Origin of the sequence: Flavobacterium sp. (assembly GCF_024642105.1) — a bacterium.
Taxonomy (GTDB): domain Bacteria; phylum Bacteroidota; class Bacteroidia; order Flavobacteriales; family Flavobacteriaceae; genus Flavobacterium.
Map to the genome: position 1 here is coordinate 1 of NZ_JAHEBT010000036.1, position 16,669 is coordinate 16,669.

The following is a 16,669-nucleotide window of genomic DNA, read 5'->3' on the forward strand; positions in this document are numbered from 1 at the left end:
GGTTTTGCGATTTAGGAGAATAACACTACTTTTGTAAACCGAAATGCGCCTCCTTAGCTCAGCTGGTAGAGCAACTGATTTGTAATCAGTAGGTCATTGGTTCGATCCCGATAGGAGGCTCTGAAAATAAGGCAGTTATAACGAAAGTTATAGCTGCTTTTTCATTTGTACCAGATTTGTACCAAAAACTTATCTCCCCTTCCTCCATTCTCCACTCCACCGTATCCGATTTTATTACCGGTAATATTCTTGCACAAATCAAGGGCCTCAATTACGGAAGAGAAATATTTTTGGATTTTTTTCTATAATTTCGACTCTATCTCCTTTGCAAAATGAGAATTTCCCCAATTTGCAACTTCTACTAAAACCGGCATAAGACTAATCCCGGAGTCGGTTAAATTATATTCAACCCTTTGAGGCAGCTCATCTGATTCTAATCGATTAATTAACCCTAGTGACTCTAAATCTTTCAACTCTTTAGAAAGGACCTTGTTTGAAATAGCTGGCATCAATTGATTTAATTTACCAAAACGGATCGTCTTATCCCCAATACAATTCAAAATAATTGGTTTCCATTTACCACCAATAATTGACATAGTTCGGGTTACTGGACATTGGAATGGATTATCGATAAAACGCATATACTGGTTACTTAGAGGTTACTACTAATTGATTTCTGGTTACAAATGTATACCTATATTCCGTAGTTTTGAAAAAAAATAATTATATATGAAAAAAGTATTGATTTTAGGACTATGCTATTTGATGGCATCTTATCATGTTCTCGCACAGCAAAAGGAAATGATTTATGTGAATGCAAATTCAGGTAATGATGACGCAGCTGGTTCTCAAATGACACCATTAAAATCGTTGTTTGAGGCTGCTAAGCGTGTGAATAAATTAGCAGGCAAAGGAAGTATACAAGTCCTCTTGTCAGAAGGTACGTATGGACTTGCTGAAACCGCTACATTCAATCCCACACAATGGGTATTTTCAAAACAAGATCGCCTCGAAATTCGCGCGGAGATTTTACCAGACAGTTCAGCTTGGGAACCTAATAAAATGCCCATAATTGTTTCGACAATGCCATTTAAACTTGAACGTGATGATAAGAAAGTAATCACGGGTGGTTCAAATTATGGTATTTTAATCGAAAGCAGTCATGCTACCATTCAAGGACTTCGTATATTAGGTGAACCTGTGCATGAAAAACCCAAAGCGGGTGTACTCGTTCGAAATTATCCAATCGTATGGGAAGGTAAAAACTTGAGTGATTTGCGCGTTACACAATGCCTGTTTCTAGGGAATCAATTCGCATTACCTAACCACTTGGGCATATTATCCAATGGAAAACAATTAGAAGTCGATCATTGTGTCTTTTATGGGGTAAAAGATGCTGTAGTGATGTGGAATGCACCTGCGGAACAATCTAGCATGCATCATAATTTGATTTTGAATAGTTACGGTGCAGCTGTTTGGACCTGGTCAACAACACCTGACTTCAAATTTTATAACAATGTCATGAGTGGAATCAACGTCTTGTGGGTATTAGAGAAAGAAGCAAAAAATGCTTACCAGATTCAGAATTCTATGGTCGTTGGCTATAATCAATTAGTGAATCAAGGTGGAGGCCCACAAGATTTTGGTACACCAGCAGATCCAAAGAAATTAATGTATGGTTCTGATTTTGTTCTTCAAAAAACAGGCGGTTTATCTATCGAGGAAGACCAAACAAGTCGTTATTATTTACAAATAAAACCTGGAACTTTAGGAACTTCTTATGGGGCGGGGTTATTTTATAAATCATCAAATGAGAAATAAGGGTTTTATAGCCGTAATGATATTGTTGGCCGCACCCATGTATGGTCAGCAATTCACTTGGGAAAAGCAAACGTTTTCCGCCATTAATTCAATTGCTAAAGTAGTTGAATTAGACGGAGCAAAAGTTTTAGAAGTTACTAGAGACTTAGTCAAATCTCCCTTTGATATCAATAATATTGAGAACTCTGTGGATGGACCGACCTTTGTTAAGTTGGCAAATACTGACATCGAAAATGGTATCATCGAAGTGAAGATGTTAAGTAAGATTCAAGTAGATTCACCGTTCCCACAAGCAAGAGGATTCATCGGTTTGGCCTATCGCATCGATGAGGCGAATACCCAATTTGAGAATATTTATTTGCGACCAAGTAATGGTCGAGCTAATGACCAACTGCGCAGAAACCATACTGTTCAGTATTTTGCTTATCCGGGTTATACTTTCAGCCGCTTGCGAAAAGAAGCTAATGGCTTATATGAAACCTATGCGGATATCGGATTAAACGAATGGATTGATGTCCGATTAGAATATCAAGGAGAGAAGGTCACTTTGTTTATTAACAACCAAAAGTCACCAAATTTTATTGTCAACAAAATGTTGGGCAAATCAACGCGAGGAAGCATTGGTTTGTGGGTAGAAGTAGGGACAATTGGCTACTTTAAAGACTTGAAAGTAACGAAGAATTAAATAAAAAAGGGGCTCAATTAATAGCCCCTTTATTTATTTACTTGAAAAAAAACTCAATACGATTTCATTGAACTCTTTCGGATTCGTTGCGTAATATCCATGACCCGCATTCGGAATCACTTTTAATTCGGAATTGCGGATAGTCTTTAAGAAATAATCAAATAGGTGTTGATTATTAAACGTCCCATTTTCAGCCATTAATGCTAAGGTTGGCACTTGAATCGTAGGCAAAATATCCCGCCAATCATTTCCCAAATGTTCCGTTAACAACTTAGCCATCATTAACTCACGTGTGTTTTTCGGAGGCTGTTGTTGGCTTTTGGGCATGCGCCATGCGGTCCACAGATCCTTGTCTGTCGCGCTGCCCGTATACATCTCTTTTTCTTGGCTCGTCCATGATGGATCAGTAACTAAACAAGGAGCTTCATCGCCTAATATGTATTTGATGACTTGCTTTTGGCCAAATAAACCAAAATAGCTCCAGGCTACCGTATTTCCCATTGAGTGCGCTAATAGATAAAAAGAGCCGATTTTTGCGTCCGCAATCATCTCATTGGCATCTTTTGCAAAGCGTTCAATGTGTACGCCGTAGTTTGGATCTTCTGAAAGTCCATGCCAACGGTAGTCCAAACAGTACACTTGGAACTGCTTTCCTATCACCTCTAAATTAGGTTCGAAATTAGCCGAACTTTGCGTGTAGCCTGGGAAAATGACCAAGGGTTTTCCTTGCCCTGTAACCGTGTAATGTAATTTAACACCGTCCGAAGTGGTGAAATAACGATCTGATTTTTGTGCGATAGCTGTAGTCGCCAATAAGCAAAAGAGTAAAAGGTAGTTTTTCATATGATTAGATTTTTTCGATAATAACGGCATAACCCATGCCCACACCCACACACATGGCGGCTAAGGCGTATTTTTTATTTTGTTTCTCTAAACCGTGAAGTGCTGTTTGAATGATTCTTGTTCCTGACATACCCAGCGGATGACCTAGTGCAATGGCCCCACCGTGTGGATTAATCCGTGTATCATCGTCAGCTAATCCAAGTCCACGTGTGACAGCCAAACATTGAGCCGCAAAGGCCTCATTAAATTCAAAAAGGTCAATTTCTGATAAAGCCAAACCAGCTTTTTCCAATGCTTTTTTACTCGCATTTACGGGCCCTATGCCCATGATACGTGGCTCTACACCCACAACCGCTGAGGCGACTATTCGTCCTTTGGGAATAAATCCATACTTTTTTACAGCAGTATCAGAAGCTAATAGCATTGCGGCAGCACCATCATTAATTCCTGAAGCATTTCCTGCGGTAACCGTTCCTCCTACTTTACGAAACGCAGGTTTTAACGTGGAAAGTTTTTCGAGCGTACTATTACCCTTGATGAATTCATCTTGATCAAAAACATGGACATTCCCTTTTTTGTCAGCAGACGTTACCGTCACGATTTCCGACGCAAAATAGCCTTCCTTCTGCGCTTTAAACGCTTTTTGTTGCGAACGAAATGCAAATAAATCTTGGTCTTCACGGGAGATAGTAAATAGATCTACTAAATTTTCTGCTGTTTCTCCCATGGCATCAATACCATATAATTCCTTCATTTTAGGGTTCAAGAACCGCCAGCCAAAGGAGGAATCATACATTTGAGCATCATTTCCAAAAGGCTTTGTCGTTTTTGCAATTACCCATGGGCTTCGCGTCATATGTTCAACACCACCCGCAATAAAAATATCTCCATCGCCAGCTTTGATCGCACGGTTCGCATGGATCACTGCCGACATACCAGAAGAGCATAATCGATTAACCGTTTCGCCTGGTACTGTATGCGGAATTCCCGCCAATAAAAGAGCCATGCGAGCTACATTGCGGTTATCTTCGCCTGCTTGATTATGGCATCCTAGTATAACATCATCAATACTTGCTGGATCTAAATTTGGATTACGCTCAAGAATAGCGCGCAGGGGAATCGCTGCCAAATCATCAGCACGTGTAGCAGACAAACCTCCGCCTAAACTACCTATGGCAGTTCTTACGGAATCAATGATGTAAGTGTTTTTTGACATCGTTTTCTCAATTAATGTATATGACCTCCTCCGTTCACATCCAAGGTATGCCCCGTGATGTACGCAGCTAAATCGCTCGCTAAAAATAAACAGGCATTCGCAATATCTAGTGGTTTTCCCGCTCTGCGTAACGGAATGCCTGCGACCACTTGATTAAATTGTTCTTCCGTGACATTACCATCTAGCATACCTGTTTCAGTCATCGAGGGACAAATCACATTTGCTCTAATACCCTGAGGACCAAATTCACGAGCTATGGATTTTGTCAGACTTACCACTCCGCCCTTAGATGCAGCATAATGTGCTCCTCCCACAAGTCCACCTCCACGTTGAGCTGCAACGGAAGCTAAGTTTACAATAGTACCCTTTTGCTGTTTTGTAAAGAACGCTAACGCGCTTTGGCAGGTGTGAAATGTACCCTTCAAGTTCACATCAAGCATTAAAGCTAAATCTTGGCTTGGAATGTCAAGCATACCTTCAGATCGTACGATTCCTGCACAGTTTATGAGGCTATCGATTTGACCAAAATGTTCTACTACCATCTGCATGGCACGATCACAAGCCACCGGATCTACAATATTACAAGGAATACAAAGTAAATCGACTTCTCGTCCCACCTTGGCTGACATAGCTGTACGTAATGCTGCCTGCGTTGTATCTGTAACGGCAACATCTAATATTGCAATCTGAGCACCATAATGGGCAAACAGTTCAGCTGTTGCGTAACCGATACTTCTCGGATTCGCAGCGCCCACAATGACGCAAACTTGGTTATTAAGGAATAGAAAATCTTCACACTTCATATGTATAGGCGGCTTTAGTTTCAATAATTTCAGCTATTTCTTTTTCGCTGTACCCTAACTCTTTTAAAATAGGCAACGTGTCATGACCTTTCGGCTGAGCGAATGAATTCACAGGAGCGTATTCACCATTGTTTTTAATGGACGAACGAATGACCACTGTTTTTCCTTCCACCGGATGGTTTTCCGAAGACATTAAATTTACTTGATTCAAATGCGGATCCTTGATAAGTGTATCGATGGTGTGACAGGGCATCGCAGGAATATCCACAGCACGTAAAGTGATTAACCATTCCTCTGTTGTTCTACTCATCAAAGCGGCTCCGCGTACTTCGAACCATTCACTGACAAATTCGGCCCGACTCGCAATACTTTGAAAACGGGGATCTTTTAATAATTCCGAACGATCTGTCGCTTTTAGGAATGCTTGTACCTGTGGATCGGTATTAATGGTAAAAGAAATGTAACCGTCTTTCGTTTTAACAGGCTGATTATGAGGGCTCAAAAGACGCAAATCGCCAACTGGACCAACAGGAGGTTCAAAACTTTTCTGTGCCAAGTGTTCTTGCAAAACAAAAGTAGCCATTGTCTCAAACATAGGTACCTCAACAAATGCACCTTTACCTGTTTTGAAGCGGTCAATAATTGCAGCCATAATAGCAGCTGAAGTAATTTCTCCTACCACATGGTCACAAATTAACATGGGCACATACGCTGGTTTTCCATCACGCAATTGTGACAGACCCGCAATTCCAGAAACACCTTGCAGAACGCTATCATAGGTAGGTAATCCTGCATATGGGCCCTCTGTGCCGTACCCAGAAATCAAACAATAAATCTTTTCAGGATGCTTTGATTGGATGGCCTTTGGCCCTAAGCCTAATCTTTCCAGCGCATCAGGACGCATATTCGCGATAACTACATCGCACCAGTCAATTAGTTTTTCGGTAATTGAGTTTGCCTGAGGACTTTTTAAATCCAAACACAAATTGCGTTTACCTCTATTTAAGTGAAGGTAGGTACCTGAATGTTGGCCACTAGGTGATTTCCCTCCCAAACCTCGCATTAAATCTCCGGTAGGATGTTCAATTTTAATTACCTCAGCACCATATTGACTTAATCGCCAAGTCGCAACAGGCCCAACCACTACGGAGGTCAAATCTAAAATTTTAATTCCTTTCAGCGCTTCAAACATGATATTATGCGTTTATTTGGGCTTCGATGGAAACGGCTAAGGATTGATTTGCGTTACAAATTTTGACCTCCCAGGTTTGCGCATCGACTGGATTGGCCAGTAAGGTCATTTCCGCATCACAAAAAAGTGGCGCACTATGTTTAGCCTGAAAACGAGCTAATTTTACGCCACACGTTGTTCGTAAAAACTCGGTTACATAAAGAGAAGCCAAGCCACCGTTGACTAACAAATTGGGGTAACCTTCCACATCCTCTGTATAAGAACGATCAAGGTGAATTTTATGGGAGTTAAATCCTAAAGCAGAATATTGAAACAACTGCAATGCATCAGGAGTCAATGTTTTTTTCGCAAACACTTCTTGGCTGATGGGTGCTCCCGTGGTAATAACGGGTTTGCCAATGCTTGCTTCCAAAAGAATAAAAGTTTGCACCTCGCTTACAAGTAAGTCGGAATTTTGGTTGCGGATTTCATGTTGAATTTTCACAAATGCCATTCGACCCGCTGCATTCTCTTTTTCAGATATCGAAGCCAAATAGCTACTCCGCTCAAGCGTTTCTCCAATGTGTATATCTCCTAAAAATTCAACCGTTCTACCACCTAAAACTAAACGTGGTAATCCTAAATCAGGAATTGCCACCCCAAATCCAGGAAATCCATCAGCCCGAATATCAGAACGGCGAACATTACCAGCTAAGAGAAAAAAATGCCAACCTCTTGGAAGCAAATCGCCTTTTTGAAAATCAGAAGGTACTAAATCTAACATCGAAGCCACTTTCCTTACCGTAGACAGACTACATACTTCTTCAGAAATGACACGTTCGTTTTGTTCCATATAGAGCGCTTTGAGCAGGTTTAAACGTTTATTTGTCCCAAATTTAAACGATATTTTTTATATATAAAATTCTAATTTTATATTTGCAAAACACAAAAGCGAAAATCCTATGAATTTTAAGTATCATCACATGAATTTGTGCACGGAAAATGTGGCACGAACTTCGGAATTTTATCAGTCCGTTTTTAATCTTTCACGATTGCAAGATGAGGAACACAATCTAGTTAGCGAAGACACAGAAGATCGATTTGATGGCGTTGTGGATTTTTTAACGGATGGCGAAGTAGAATTTCATATCACTAAAAAGGATGTAAATTTAGGTTTTGAAATGAAGCACTTCATCAATCCTTTAGAAAGAGGCCATTTCTGTTTTAGAACAGATGATATAGAAGGTTTCAAAAAGAGATTGGAAGAAAAGGGGATTCCATATGCTGATTACGGCAAGTGGGCCCTAGCTGGATGGTATCAGATATTTTTTCATGATCCAGATGGCAACATTATTGAGGTACACCAAATAGGAATGTAAACTACATGAAGAAAGAAGTTAGCGAGAAAAGTAACAGTGGATATGCAGCACCTGCTTTAGAGAAAGGGCTCGATATCTTAGAACTATTGTCAAAGAGCGAGTCAGGGTTAAGCCAACAAGAAATTGCGGCGAGCCTAGGACGTAATTTGAACGAGATCTATCGCATGTTGACTTGTTTAGTGGAGCGAAATTATATTTCAAACCAGGCAAACAAGTACGCGCTTACTTCTAAGCTGTTTCAATTATCACATTTTCATCCTCCCACCTATCGCTTGTTAAGCGAATCCATTCCAGTGATGGAGAAGTTGTCTTCAGATACGTCATTTCCATGTGATTTGCGTGTCTATAATCATGGAGTACAAACCGTCATTGCAGCTATCCAGCCACCCAATGGGGTAGGATTTATGACACGTGTAGGAGCGGAATTGAAAGTGGGTATTTCTGCTTCAGGCTATGTATTAGTGGCATTACAAGATCCCATCATTCGGCAGATGCGGATGGAAGAAAGTTTAGCAAATGAGTCTCCAGCGCTAATGAAAAACTTTAAAAAGGAAACAGAAAAGGTGCTAAAAAATGGATTTGCTTCGATTAAAAGTAATCAATATGCTGGATTACAAGCCATTTCTTTTCCCATTTTTGACCAACATGCAAATGCGATTGCTGCATTGACTGTACCTATGTTAGCCCGAATTGACGAGGAAGCACAGATGGATATCGATTTTGTACGTGAAAAATTGGCAGAAGCCTCTCGATTAATTACGAACCGAATTGCTTTAAACCCTTAAAAACCTATGAAAAACATTTCCAAAATGCTGATTGCTTCTAGCGGGCTACTCCTGCTCGCATTTTTCTATCAAGGGTTTTGGGCAAGCGGTTTTTTAAATGCTGGAATTTACTTGTTGGGCTCACTAGGTAGCATTGTTGCTTTAGGATTTTTCGAAAGCCGTATCAAACAGCATGTTTTCACGCTCTGTCTTTTAGGGGCTGTTGTTTTAGGGATGTTTTATCCTCACTATTTTGTCAAAGTAGGGAATTTTAAGTTCTCTGCCTTAATCGTTCCGCTGATCCAGTTGATCATGTTTACCATGGGAACGGAAATGAGCGTCAAGGATTTTGAGGGTGTTTTAAAAATGCCAAAGGCCGTGATTATCGGCCTCATTAGCCATTTTACCATTATGCCATTGGTTGCGGTAAGCCTTGCTACGATTTTCGGTTTCCCTTCTGAGATCGCAGCGGGAATTATTCTGATTGGCTCTGTTCCAAGTGGTGTGACTTCAAATGTTCTTGCCTTTTTAGCAAAAGCTGACGTCCCTCTTTCGATTACAATTGGTACTATATCTACGCTCATGGCACCTATCATGACCCCATTATTAATGAAACTGTTGGCAGGTAAGTACGTGGAAGTAGACTTTCTCAAGATGATGTTGCATGTAGGTGAAATGATTATTCTCCCCATCATATTAGGTTTGCTTTTGAATATTTTCTTGAAGTCAAAATTGCAAATTCTAAAAAAAATTATGCCCATCATATCGATGGTTGGGGTCTTTATGATGTTAGTGGTTATTGTTTCTTCGGGTCGAAATGCTTTGTTGCAAATTGGCCCACTCTTGTTTTTAACCTCGATGATTCACCATTCAATAGGTTATTTGTTGGGATATTGGAGCGGTCGTTTTGCCGGCTTAAGTGAGCAAACGTGTAGAACAATATCCTTGGAAGTGGGCTTGCAAAATGGGGGTTTGGCATCTGGTATAGCTCTTCAAATGGGTAAAATTGCCACTGTAGGCTTGGCATCAGCGATCTCTGTACCCTGGATGACTATTTCAGGCTCTTTACTTGCCAATTGGTGGCGAAATCGCCCTACGGATTCAATTACTAAAACATCTTAACATGGGAACACCAATTAAACACATCACAGTAATTGGGGCTGGTAATATGGGACACCAAATTGCCATTTGCGCAGCCATTTCTGGCTTTCAGACTGTTTGCATCGATCAAAACGAGGAGGCTATTAAACGCGCAAGTGATTTTGCGGATAGCTATCTTGCTAGCCGAATTGCGAAAGGACGAATGAGTGGTATTGAAGTCGCACAAACGAAGGCGCGTTTGCAATTTAAAACGTCTTTAGCGGAAGCAGTGAAAGAAGCGGATTTGGTGATTGAAGCAATTATTGAAAAGCTCGAAGTCAAATTGGATGTCTTCGGTCAACTGGATCAATTGTGTCCGTCACATACGATTTTGGCAACCAACAGTTCTTATATTGTCAGTTCTCAAATTGCACCTGCCACGAAGCGCCCAGATAAAGTCGTTAACATGCATTTTTTCAATCCAGCACTAGTCATGAGCTTGGTCGAAATTGTGAAAGGCCCTCATGTGTCCGATGAAACCGTGGCAAAATTGGAAGCAGTAACGGTTCAGTTAAGTAAAACCCCAGTGGTTCTTCAAAAAGAAATTTATGGATTCGTTGTAAACCGAATGCTGCAAGCAACCCGTAAAGAAGCGCTGAATTTATTGGATTTGGGAATTGCCTCGGTGGAAGATATTGACCAGGCTGTTATAAAAGGTTTAGGTTACCCGATGGGTCCATTCCAACTCCTGGATCTAACAGGGATCGATTTGGCTTATCATGTAGGGATGGAAAAATACCAAGATTCAGGCAATGAGGCAGATAAGCCGTCACCCACAATAGTCGATAAGTTTCAAAAAGGGGAATGGGGTAAGAAAGTGGGTAAGGGATTTTATGAGTATTAAATTGATCGAATCTTTATAAATTCCTTAAACCTATGGCATTCGGTTTTAAATGAACCATTGTCCTTACTTATAAATTTAAGACTTCTGTATATTTTTGATATAATTTTTTTATCCAACAATTCATTTGTTGGTTTATCTTTTTTTGAAAGAATTTCATTATAGTCCTCCTCGACTATTGAATCTATAATTGAAATAGGATCAATTGACTTGTTAGACACGCCGGGTCTTACACCTGTAAATTCTTCTAATGTGTCCTTAAAAAGTTTAACTATTTTTTCTGGTTGACATAAACCTTCCTCAATTAAAAGACTATCATGGACACAAAAAATTAGTTGATCAGGATATAGTTCTTTGATTTTTTTCGCAACCACTTGTTGAACTAAATATGCTTCCGATCGTTGCAAAAGAATGGATAAGGGAGACCTAATATTTTTCTTATAGATTAACTCATTAACGATACGGTTTACGCTTGGAAAATATTTGTTCATAAATTGAACAATAAATAAGCCGGCTGGTTTTGATAAACTATTATCATCAATTTTACTTTTTTGATGATCGTTTATAACCAGTCCACGCTTTATATATTCTCCTTTTCTTATTTGTGAATCATCGTGATTGAAGTAGAGTTTGAACTGATCTTTTATAAATTCTCTTGTTTGAATTGAATACTTTTCAAAGTCTGGGTCTAGAGCAATAACATTTAATACATATTCGTATATACCATCTTCGAAGGGAAGCTCACGATACCTCGCAATGTCTTCATTCTCAAAATAAGTCGAGGACATATATGTTATATTATTATTGCTCTTATATATATTAAACAGCTTATTACTTAATTTATTAAATATTGATGATATATTATATCCATTAGTATTAGTATACATATAATTAAAATACCTATCATTAAGCATAGTAGCTAATACATAGTTATATGATGCTTTAAGATCATACTCATAAAACCTATTTAATCCATTTCTTATATAATATCTTAACTCTTTTTTACATGTATTAATAAGGGAATAAAATCTATTGTTAGATAAGCTTATAAATGGATTATACTTCTTGTTATTAAAATCATTAATCATACTAAGGTATTCTCCTACTCGATGATGAATCAAATAATAACACAATTCATCTTCTTCATTGTTAATAAAGCGATCAATTAATTTGTCTCTATAAAGTCTCACAAAATCGAATACTGATGGGTCAAGAGTAAGAGTAAGACCATTAAATTCATCTAATAAATGGTTCACATTGTTTGTTTCAGTCTGCATACCAAGTGATGCCAAAAACTTCACATAGTTCTTATAAACACTACCAATTTCTTCAAGCTTAAGATATTTTGAATCTGGCCCAAGTTTGGTAATTACTAATTTATATCCCATTGGAACAACACCATTTTCGTATTGACCATCAGATTCAATAATATTGTTATTCACTAATAAACCTTTTACTAGGTACCAACCCTCTACAGAAAATATTTCAACCATTTCACAATTTGCTAGGATAGTATAGTAATTGTTTTTCAACTCTTTTATCCGTCTGTGTTCCGGATATTGAATCATATTTAATAGGATGATAATTGAATTTTTAACATTAGCTATTTTGTCTGAACGCTTAAACTTCATCTCATCAACTTGGGCAAATAGAGCTTTATAGTCAATGTTATTATTGGGTACTTTTAAAAATTTTGGCTGCTTCATGTTTTTAGATTTTTTTAGTACATCATATATCGTATGCGCCACATATGCGGCATAAACCGGCTCAATTGGAAAATGCCTTCCAGCAAACAAATAGAGCCGTATTGGGGAAATATGACGCCTAGAAATTAATGCGGTGATATTGAGTACTTATTAAATCCATGGGAATAAAAATATTTTCTTTCTGTGTATTCTTTTGGATATACATTAGGTATTTATTGTAAATACATAACACAATGGAAAAAAAATTTAAAACTAAAGACGAGTATAAGCATTATCATCGGTCATTGATTAAAAAGCACATCTTACAAGTAAGATTAGATGAACTTTCTATGGAGCGCATTGATCAAATCAGCCTTCGTGAAAGAAGATCAAGAGCGGACCTTATTAGGGATGCTATTTTTCAATACATCGATCGAAAATTTGATGACCTTACTTAAAAATAACACATCCATGAAAAGTATAGTTAAACTGGAAAAGAGTTTGGATGATTCTCTTACTCTTTTCCAGCTAAGTAATGCGGTTTTTATTCTCAATTAAACCTCACCCTTTTCTGGATGATATTTCTGAGCTAATCTTTTCGCTTTATAAATTGTTTGGCTACCCACCTTCAATGTTGATGTTATCTCCTTTATGGTCCTACCCTTTTCTAGCATTTTTAAAATTTCACGTGTTGAATCTCGGTCTAAGAAATCTTTGGGAGACTGTAAAGTTCCTCTTGGTCGCCCCCATTTACCACTATTTTTATGGCGATAGATTTCCATGCCCATGCGAGTTCTCTCTTTGATATTATCTAGCTCTAAGAAATAAAGGGAACTTAATGTTGCACTGATAATTGACCAAATGGGATTGGGCTTACCGTTTGGTCTACTTTCGATCCCCAAATTTTTAACTACAACATTAACACCAGCCTCATCAAGCCACGAAAGTGTTGAGAATACGTCGGCCATATTTCTTCCTAGACGGGATTGCTCCTCAATTGTAAGAATGATAAAAGAAGAAGCTTTATTTTTCACAATCAAATTTATAAGCTCTTTCGCAGATGGTCGATCTTTAAATTTCACTGTTCCAGATACAACATCCATAAAAACCTGGTCATACGTAGTTTTGTCCAGTTGATATCGGTCTCCGCTCTGAGATTTATGGCTCAGGCGATTATATTTAATATGTATAGTCTTCTTCATCTTCTTCTATTTGTTTTTCCAATAGATACCTACCAATTTGTTCACTCACTTTAGGTCTTATCTTATAATCGAATGGTACGTCCTTTTCCACCACTTCATCTTTAATTTGATGCCATAGGTAAAACGCTTCGTCAAACGTGAAATGAATCTCGTCAAATTCTCCTTGCAACATACTTATATAAAATGTAAAATGTTCGAACTCATGGTCGTAGAAATGTTCATCGAACAGTAATGCACAAACTGCACGACTTTTAAGTTGATTTAAATGGCTATTAATAACAAATAAGTCAGATGTCCATTCATCAATATCTGATGATAGATTGAATGCAGTTACTTTCGGATGGATTTTCCATGGTTCTTGCTCTATATCTATATTTCGTGCAATTAAAATAGGATCTGGGTTCGCTAGAAGATTATTATGCTCGCATAGCCCGTTAAATGCTAATACATCTCTGTATGTTTTAGCTAAATCTGATGCATTAATTTCTAATTCATCTGGAATAAGAAATGATTGTTCCGCTTTTACGTTCGCGGTGATGGTGAAGGTTATTTTTTTCATGGTAAAATGTTTAAAAAATTATCCAATTAAAAATGGATAATATATGTGGTAAAAAATTATTTAAATAATACACCGCCAATTTTTTTAGCTTCAACTAAATTTATTTTGCCAATGTAATTTTCAATCACTGTTTGAGAAGAATGCCCCAGCATCCTAGATATTTCAGAACTTGCAACTCCTGATCTCAAACATTTATTGGTGAATAAATCTCGACAGGATGCCATTGTTATTTTTTGAGATATACCTAGTCGATTTGATATTCTCTTTAGATAACGATTTTGGTATCTTCCCCAATTCATAACTTTGTTAATCAGAATTTTCTCATTTTCCTTTACTAATACATTAAATCCTTTTTTAAGTTCCCCAAGAAAAAATGGATTTTCAACATCCTTATTTTGTAAAAATGCTTTCAATTCCTGCATATCAGGAGACATAAATACAGGTATTAATTCTAAATTATTTTTGCGTGTATTAATGGTTTTGTGTCTTTCAAAAAAGAAAAAATCCTCTTTGAAATCATCTTTACGCAGTAAAATCAAATCAATTGGATTCATCCCATTTGATCCATATATAAATTTCCAGCACTTATATGCATACTCCTCTTTTGCGGATTCAAAATCAGTAAAGGCTAATACTTTATTTAATTCCTCATCGGTCAAAACATCTTTTCTATGATGACTAGTTTTTATTTGATATTTATTGCGACCTCTTCCAAATGGAAATTTATATGATGTATCAGAAAGTTCTTCGGTAATGTAAAAGTTGAGGATTGCTTTAATATCACGCATGTAGCTAGCAACAGTAGCACTTTTTTTACCATTACGTAAATGATATTGTTCAAAATCAATCAATAGCTGATACGTTACTTCTATAACCTTTAAATTTGGCTTAAACTTTTCTAATGAATTACTCGAATTCAGGTACTTTCGCTTACTTCTTAAAGCTAAAATTTGATTAGATTTTACATATTGTTGAGTTAACTCCGAAAAAAGCAACATACTTATATCTTGAGATTCACTTGAATCACTGGGGCTGAAAAACATTTCACGCAACAGTGATAAACTTATAACACCATCTTTGGTGTCAATCAACTTTTCTAATTTATAAATTAGTGATTCGCACTTCAATTTTTGCGCCTCAACAGATGTTCTAAATTCTATACTAGCTTCATCTTTAGCACGACGGATGAAAATTGATTCATATTGCTCCTTTGTAACTTTTACGAGATTTAAATAAGTCACCAGATTTCGATAGTTAACTCTTAATGCAATATTAAAAAGTGGACCCTTTCGATTCTTTTCATATAATACCACGGTCACTGTTCCAAGTCCTCTTTTCATAATTGTGGCAATTTAGGGAGTGGAGAAATAGTTGATGATCCGACTTTAATCCAGGTGTCTATTTCAACCGGATCAAAAAGTAAAGTTCTTCCATTCGGCAAACGATGATGAGGAATTTTGTTCAATCTGATCATTTTATAAATCGCAGATTTTGAATAATGTATGAGCTTACTAAGCTTTTCAATATCCAGGTAATTAACATTTTTCATATAGTATAAAATTTGGTTACTAAGCAAAAGTTATCATTATAAAATTTGACAACAAATCAATCAAAAAAAATCAAAAAATACCTTCTTTTCTTTTTTTAGCTAATACATCCTTCATCTTTTCAAATGCAAATAGCTTTGCCTTTGGATTATTTAATGGATCCTCAAAAACATCTGCCCTAGAAATATTGATTCGAATTTCCTTTTTACCACCTCCTAACAAAGGAATCACAGTTTTAGCTGTAAGATATTTAATATCGGAATTTCCATTGCTTACAATTGACATGTATATCGGCGGATTTTCAAATACCATCTCCTGCATATACTCAATCATAGCCGAATCAACCTCAACTAACTTATCAAAATTTTTCTCAATCAAGTTACAAACCTTCAATCTTAATTGGGTCATCTTTTTAGTGTCCTTTACAAAGTATTGTTTGAATGGCTCACGCAATCTTGCTTCCAACAAATACAAAGCAGTTTCTTCTCCATATAATTGGATAAACTCTCTGACACGCATCTTAGTGTTAAGCGACACGTCAAAATTGTCTATTATCAATTGATGTTTATCTGGTTTTCCTGCTATAGAAAACCTTTGAACTCGATGTGCTTTTAAATATTCTAATTCATCAACCACCAATGCATCCAAATAAGATTCATCAATTGTACGCCCCATCATACCATATGAATAGAGATACAACAAATTTTGAATATTTAACGCCTTAGGAAATTTTACTTTCACTGCCTATCTGGTTTGTGATGCAAAATTGAATAAAAAGAAAATGTTATCCAAATAAAAATTGGATAATTATTGAAATATTTTTTATATAAAACTATTTAAAATTTGTACCAGAAATTGTACAAGAGCAAATGATAATTAATACCAGTAATTGACAACCAATCTAGATAGATTTATATAGAATCAATAAATGACAATAAAAGAAACCTTGTTCAAATATATACACAAAATTTGTAATCAGTAGGTCATTGGTTCGATCCCGATAGGAGGCTCAA

The 16,669-nt window shown here is 37.2% G+C and carries 19 protein-coding genes and 1 tRNA gene; 8 read left to right on the plus strand and 12 right to left on the minus strand.

The window, feature by feature from the left end; all coding sequences use genetic code 11:
- Nucleotides 1–47: 47 nt before the first annotated feature.
- Nucleotides 48–120: transfer RNA gene (locus tag Q0L65_RS05130), tRNA-Thr, on the plus strand.
- Between the two features lie 182 nt (nucleotides 121–302).
- Here Q0L65_RS05130 and Q0L65_RS05135 read toward each other — a convergent pair.
- Nucleotides 303–641, minus strand: coding sequence for a helix-turn-helix domain-containing protein (locus tag Q0L65_RS05135; RefSeq protein WP_296684182.1), 339 nt, complete (start codon nucleotides 639–641; stop codon nucleotides 303–305).
- Nucleotides 642–729: 88 nt separating this feature from the next.
- Here Q0L65_RS05135 and Q0L65_RS05140 point away from each other — a divergent pair, with 88 nt between their 5' ends.
- Together Q0L65_RS05140 and Q0L65_RS05145 are read left to right on the plus strand one after the other, a co-directional pair.
- Nucleotides 730–1,821, plus strand: a complete 1,092-nt coding sequence (locus Q0L65_RS05140; RefSeq protein WP_296684184.1) for a hypothetical protein — start codon at nucleotides 730–732, stop codon at nucleotides 1,819–1,821.
- Nucleotides 1,811–2,506, plus strand: coding sequence for a hypothetical protein (locus Q0L65_RS05145; RefSeq protein WP_296684185.1), 696 nt, complete (start codon nucleotides 1,811–1,813; stop codon nucleotides 2,504–2,506). Before Q0L65_RS05140 ends, Q0L65_RS05145 begins: the two co-directional genes overlap by 11 nt.
- Nucleotides 2,507–2,539: 33 nt before the next feature.
- On the opposite strand, the gene Q0L65_RS05150 is transcribed toward Q0L65_RS05145, so the two are convergent.
- Genes Q0L65_RS05150 through Q0L65_RS05170 form a run of 5 tightly spaced genes read right to left on the minus strand, consistent with a single transcriptional unit; the run spans nucleotide 2,540 to nucleotide 7,392 of the window.
- A complete protein-coding gene (locus Q0L65_RS05150) occupies nucleotides 2,540–3,349 on the minus strand; it encodes an alpha/beta hydrolase (RefSeq protein ID WP_296684186.1) in 810 nt (269 codons plus the stop codon).
- A gap of 4 nt (nucleotides 3,350–3,353) precedes the next feature.
- The gene (pcaF, locus tag Q0L65_RS05155) at nucleotides 3,354–4,565 is read right to left on the minus strand and encodes a 3-oxoadipyl-CoA thiolase (protein WP_296684188.1); all 1,212 of its coding nucleotides are present in this window, start codon (nucleotides 4,563–4,565) and stop codon (nucleotides 3,354–3,356) included.
- A gap of 11 nt (nucleotides 4,566–4,576) precedes the next feature.
- On the minus strand, nucleotides 4,577–5,368 hold the full coding sequence (locus Q0L65_RS05160) for an SDR family oxidoreductase (RefSeq protein WP_296684190.1): 792 nt from the start codon (nucleotides 5,366–5,368) through the stop codon (nucleotides 4,577–4,579).
- Nucleotides 5,358–6,560, minus strand: coding sequence for a CoA transferase (locus Q0L65_RS05165; protein ID WP_296684191.1), 1,203 nt, complete (start codon nucleotides 6,558–6,560; stop codon nucleotides 5,358–5,360). The genes Q0L65_RS05160 and Q0L65_RS05165 overlap by 11 nt, the downstream gene beginning before the upstream one ends.
- Before the next feature lie 4 nt (nucleotides 6,561–6,564).
- Nucleotides 6,565–7,392: a MaoC family dehydratase N-terminal domain-containing protein gene (locus Q0L65_RS05170; RefSeq protein WP_296684193.1), complete on the minus strand. Its 828-nt coding sequence runs from the start codon at nucleotides 7,390–7,392 to the stop codon at nucleotides 6,565–6,567.
- Nucleotides 7,393–7,522: 130 nt separating this feature from the next.
- Between Q0L65_RS05170 and Q0L65_RS05175 the strand changes: the two genes are divergently transcribed.
- The 4 genes from Q0L65_RS05175 to Q0L65_RS05190 are packed head-to-tail and all read left to right on the plus strand — an operon-like array spanning nucleotide 7,523 to nucleotide 10,666.
- Entirely contained in the window at nucleotides 7,523–7,918 is a 396-nt protein-coding gene (locus tag Q0L65_RS05175) for a VOC family protein (protein ID WP_296684195.1), read from the plus strand.
- A 5-nt stretch (nucleotides 7,919–7,923) separates the two neighbouring features.
- Nucleotides 7,924–8,703 (plus strand): helix-turn-helix domain-containing protein, encoded by a 780-nt coding sequence (locus Q0L65_RS05180; protein WP_296684196.1) that lies wholly within the window; start codon nucleotides 7,924–7,926, stop codon nucleotides 8,701–8,703.
- A gap of 6 nt (nucleotides 8,704–8,709) precedes the next feature.
- Complete coding sequence (locus tag Q0L65_RS05185) at nucleotides 8,710–9,804, plus strand: bile acid:sodium symporter family protein (protein ID WP_296684198.1); 1,095 nt, start codon at nucleotides 8,710–8,712, stop codon at nucleotides 9,802–9,804.
- A 1-nt stretch (nucleotide 9,805) separates the two neighbouring features.
- Nucleotides 9,806–10,666, plus strand: coding sequence for a 3-hydroxyacyl-CoA dehydrogenase family protein (locus Q0L65_RS05190; RefSeq protein ID WP_296684199.1), 861 nt, complete (start codon nucleotides 9,806–9,808; stop codon nucleotides 10,664–10,666).
- On the opposite strand, the gene Q0L65_RS05195 is transcribed toward Q0L65_RS05190, so the two are convergent.
- Nucleotides 10,663–12,369: a hypothetical protein gene (locus Q0L65_RS05195; RefSeq protein ID WP_296684201.1), complete on the minus strand. Its 1,707-nt coding sequence runs from the start codon at nucleotides 12,367–12,369 to the stop codon at nucleotides 10,663–10,665. The two genes, Q0L65_RS05190 and Q0L65_RS05195, sit on opposite strands and share 4 nt — an antisense overlap.
- A 233-nt stretch (nucleotides 12,370–12,602) precedes the next feature.
- On the opposite strand from Q0L65_RS05195, the gene Q0L65_RS05200 reads away from it, so the two are divergent.
- Entirely contained in the window at nucleotides 12,603–12,806 is a 204-nt protein-coding gene (locus Q0L65_RS05200) for a ribbon-helix-helix domain-containing protein (RefSeq protein WP_296684202.1), read from the plus strand.
- Between the two features lie 96 nt (nucleotides 12,807–12,902).
- Here the strand turns inward: Q0L65_RS05200 and Q0L65_RS05205 are convergent, their stop codons facing one another.
- The 5 genes from Q0L65_RS05205 to Q0L65_RS05220 all read right to left on the minus strand — a co-directional run bounded on the left by Q0L65_RS05205 (nucleotide 12,903) and on the right by Q0L65_RS05220 (nucleotide 16,397).
- Entirely contained in the window at nucleotides 12,903–13,550 is a 648-nt protein-coding gene (locus Q0L65_RS05205) for a recombinase family protein (RefSeq protein WP_296684204.1), read from the minus strand.
- Entirely contained in the window at nucleotides 13,528–14,109 is a 582-nt protein-coding gene (locus tag Q0L65_RS05210; protein WP_296684205.1) for a hypothetical protein, read from the minus strand. The genes Q0L65_RS05205 and Q0L65_RS05210 overlap by 23 nt, the downstream gene beginning before the upstream one ends.
- Before the next feature lie 56 nt (nucleotides 14,110–14,165).
- Entirely contained in the window at nucleotides 14,166–15,449 is a 1,284-nt protein-coding gene (locus tag Q0L65_RS05215) for a phage integrase SAM-like domain-containing protein (protein WP_296684206.1), read from the minus strand.
- Nucleotides 15,446–15,658, minus strand: a complete 213-nt coding sequence (locus tag Q0L65_RS14005; RefSeq protein ID WP_366051336.1) for a helix-turn-helix domain-containing protein — start codon at nucleotides 15,656–15,658, stop codon at nucleotides 15,446–15,448. Before Q0L65_RS14005 ends, Q0L65_RS05215 begins: the two co-directional genes overlap by 4 nt.
- A gap of 70 nt (nucleotides 15,659–15,728) precedes the next feature.
- The gene (locus Q0L65_RS05220; protein ID WP_296684208.1) at nucleotides 15,729–16,397 is read right to left on the minus strand and encodes a hypothetical protein; all 669 of its coding nucleotides are present in this window, start codon (nucleotides 16,395–16,397) and stop codon (nucleotides 15,729–15,731) included.
- Nucleotides 16,398–16,669 lie beyond the last annotated feature (272 nt).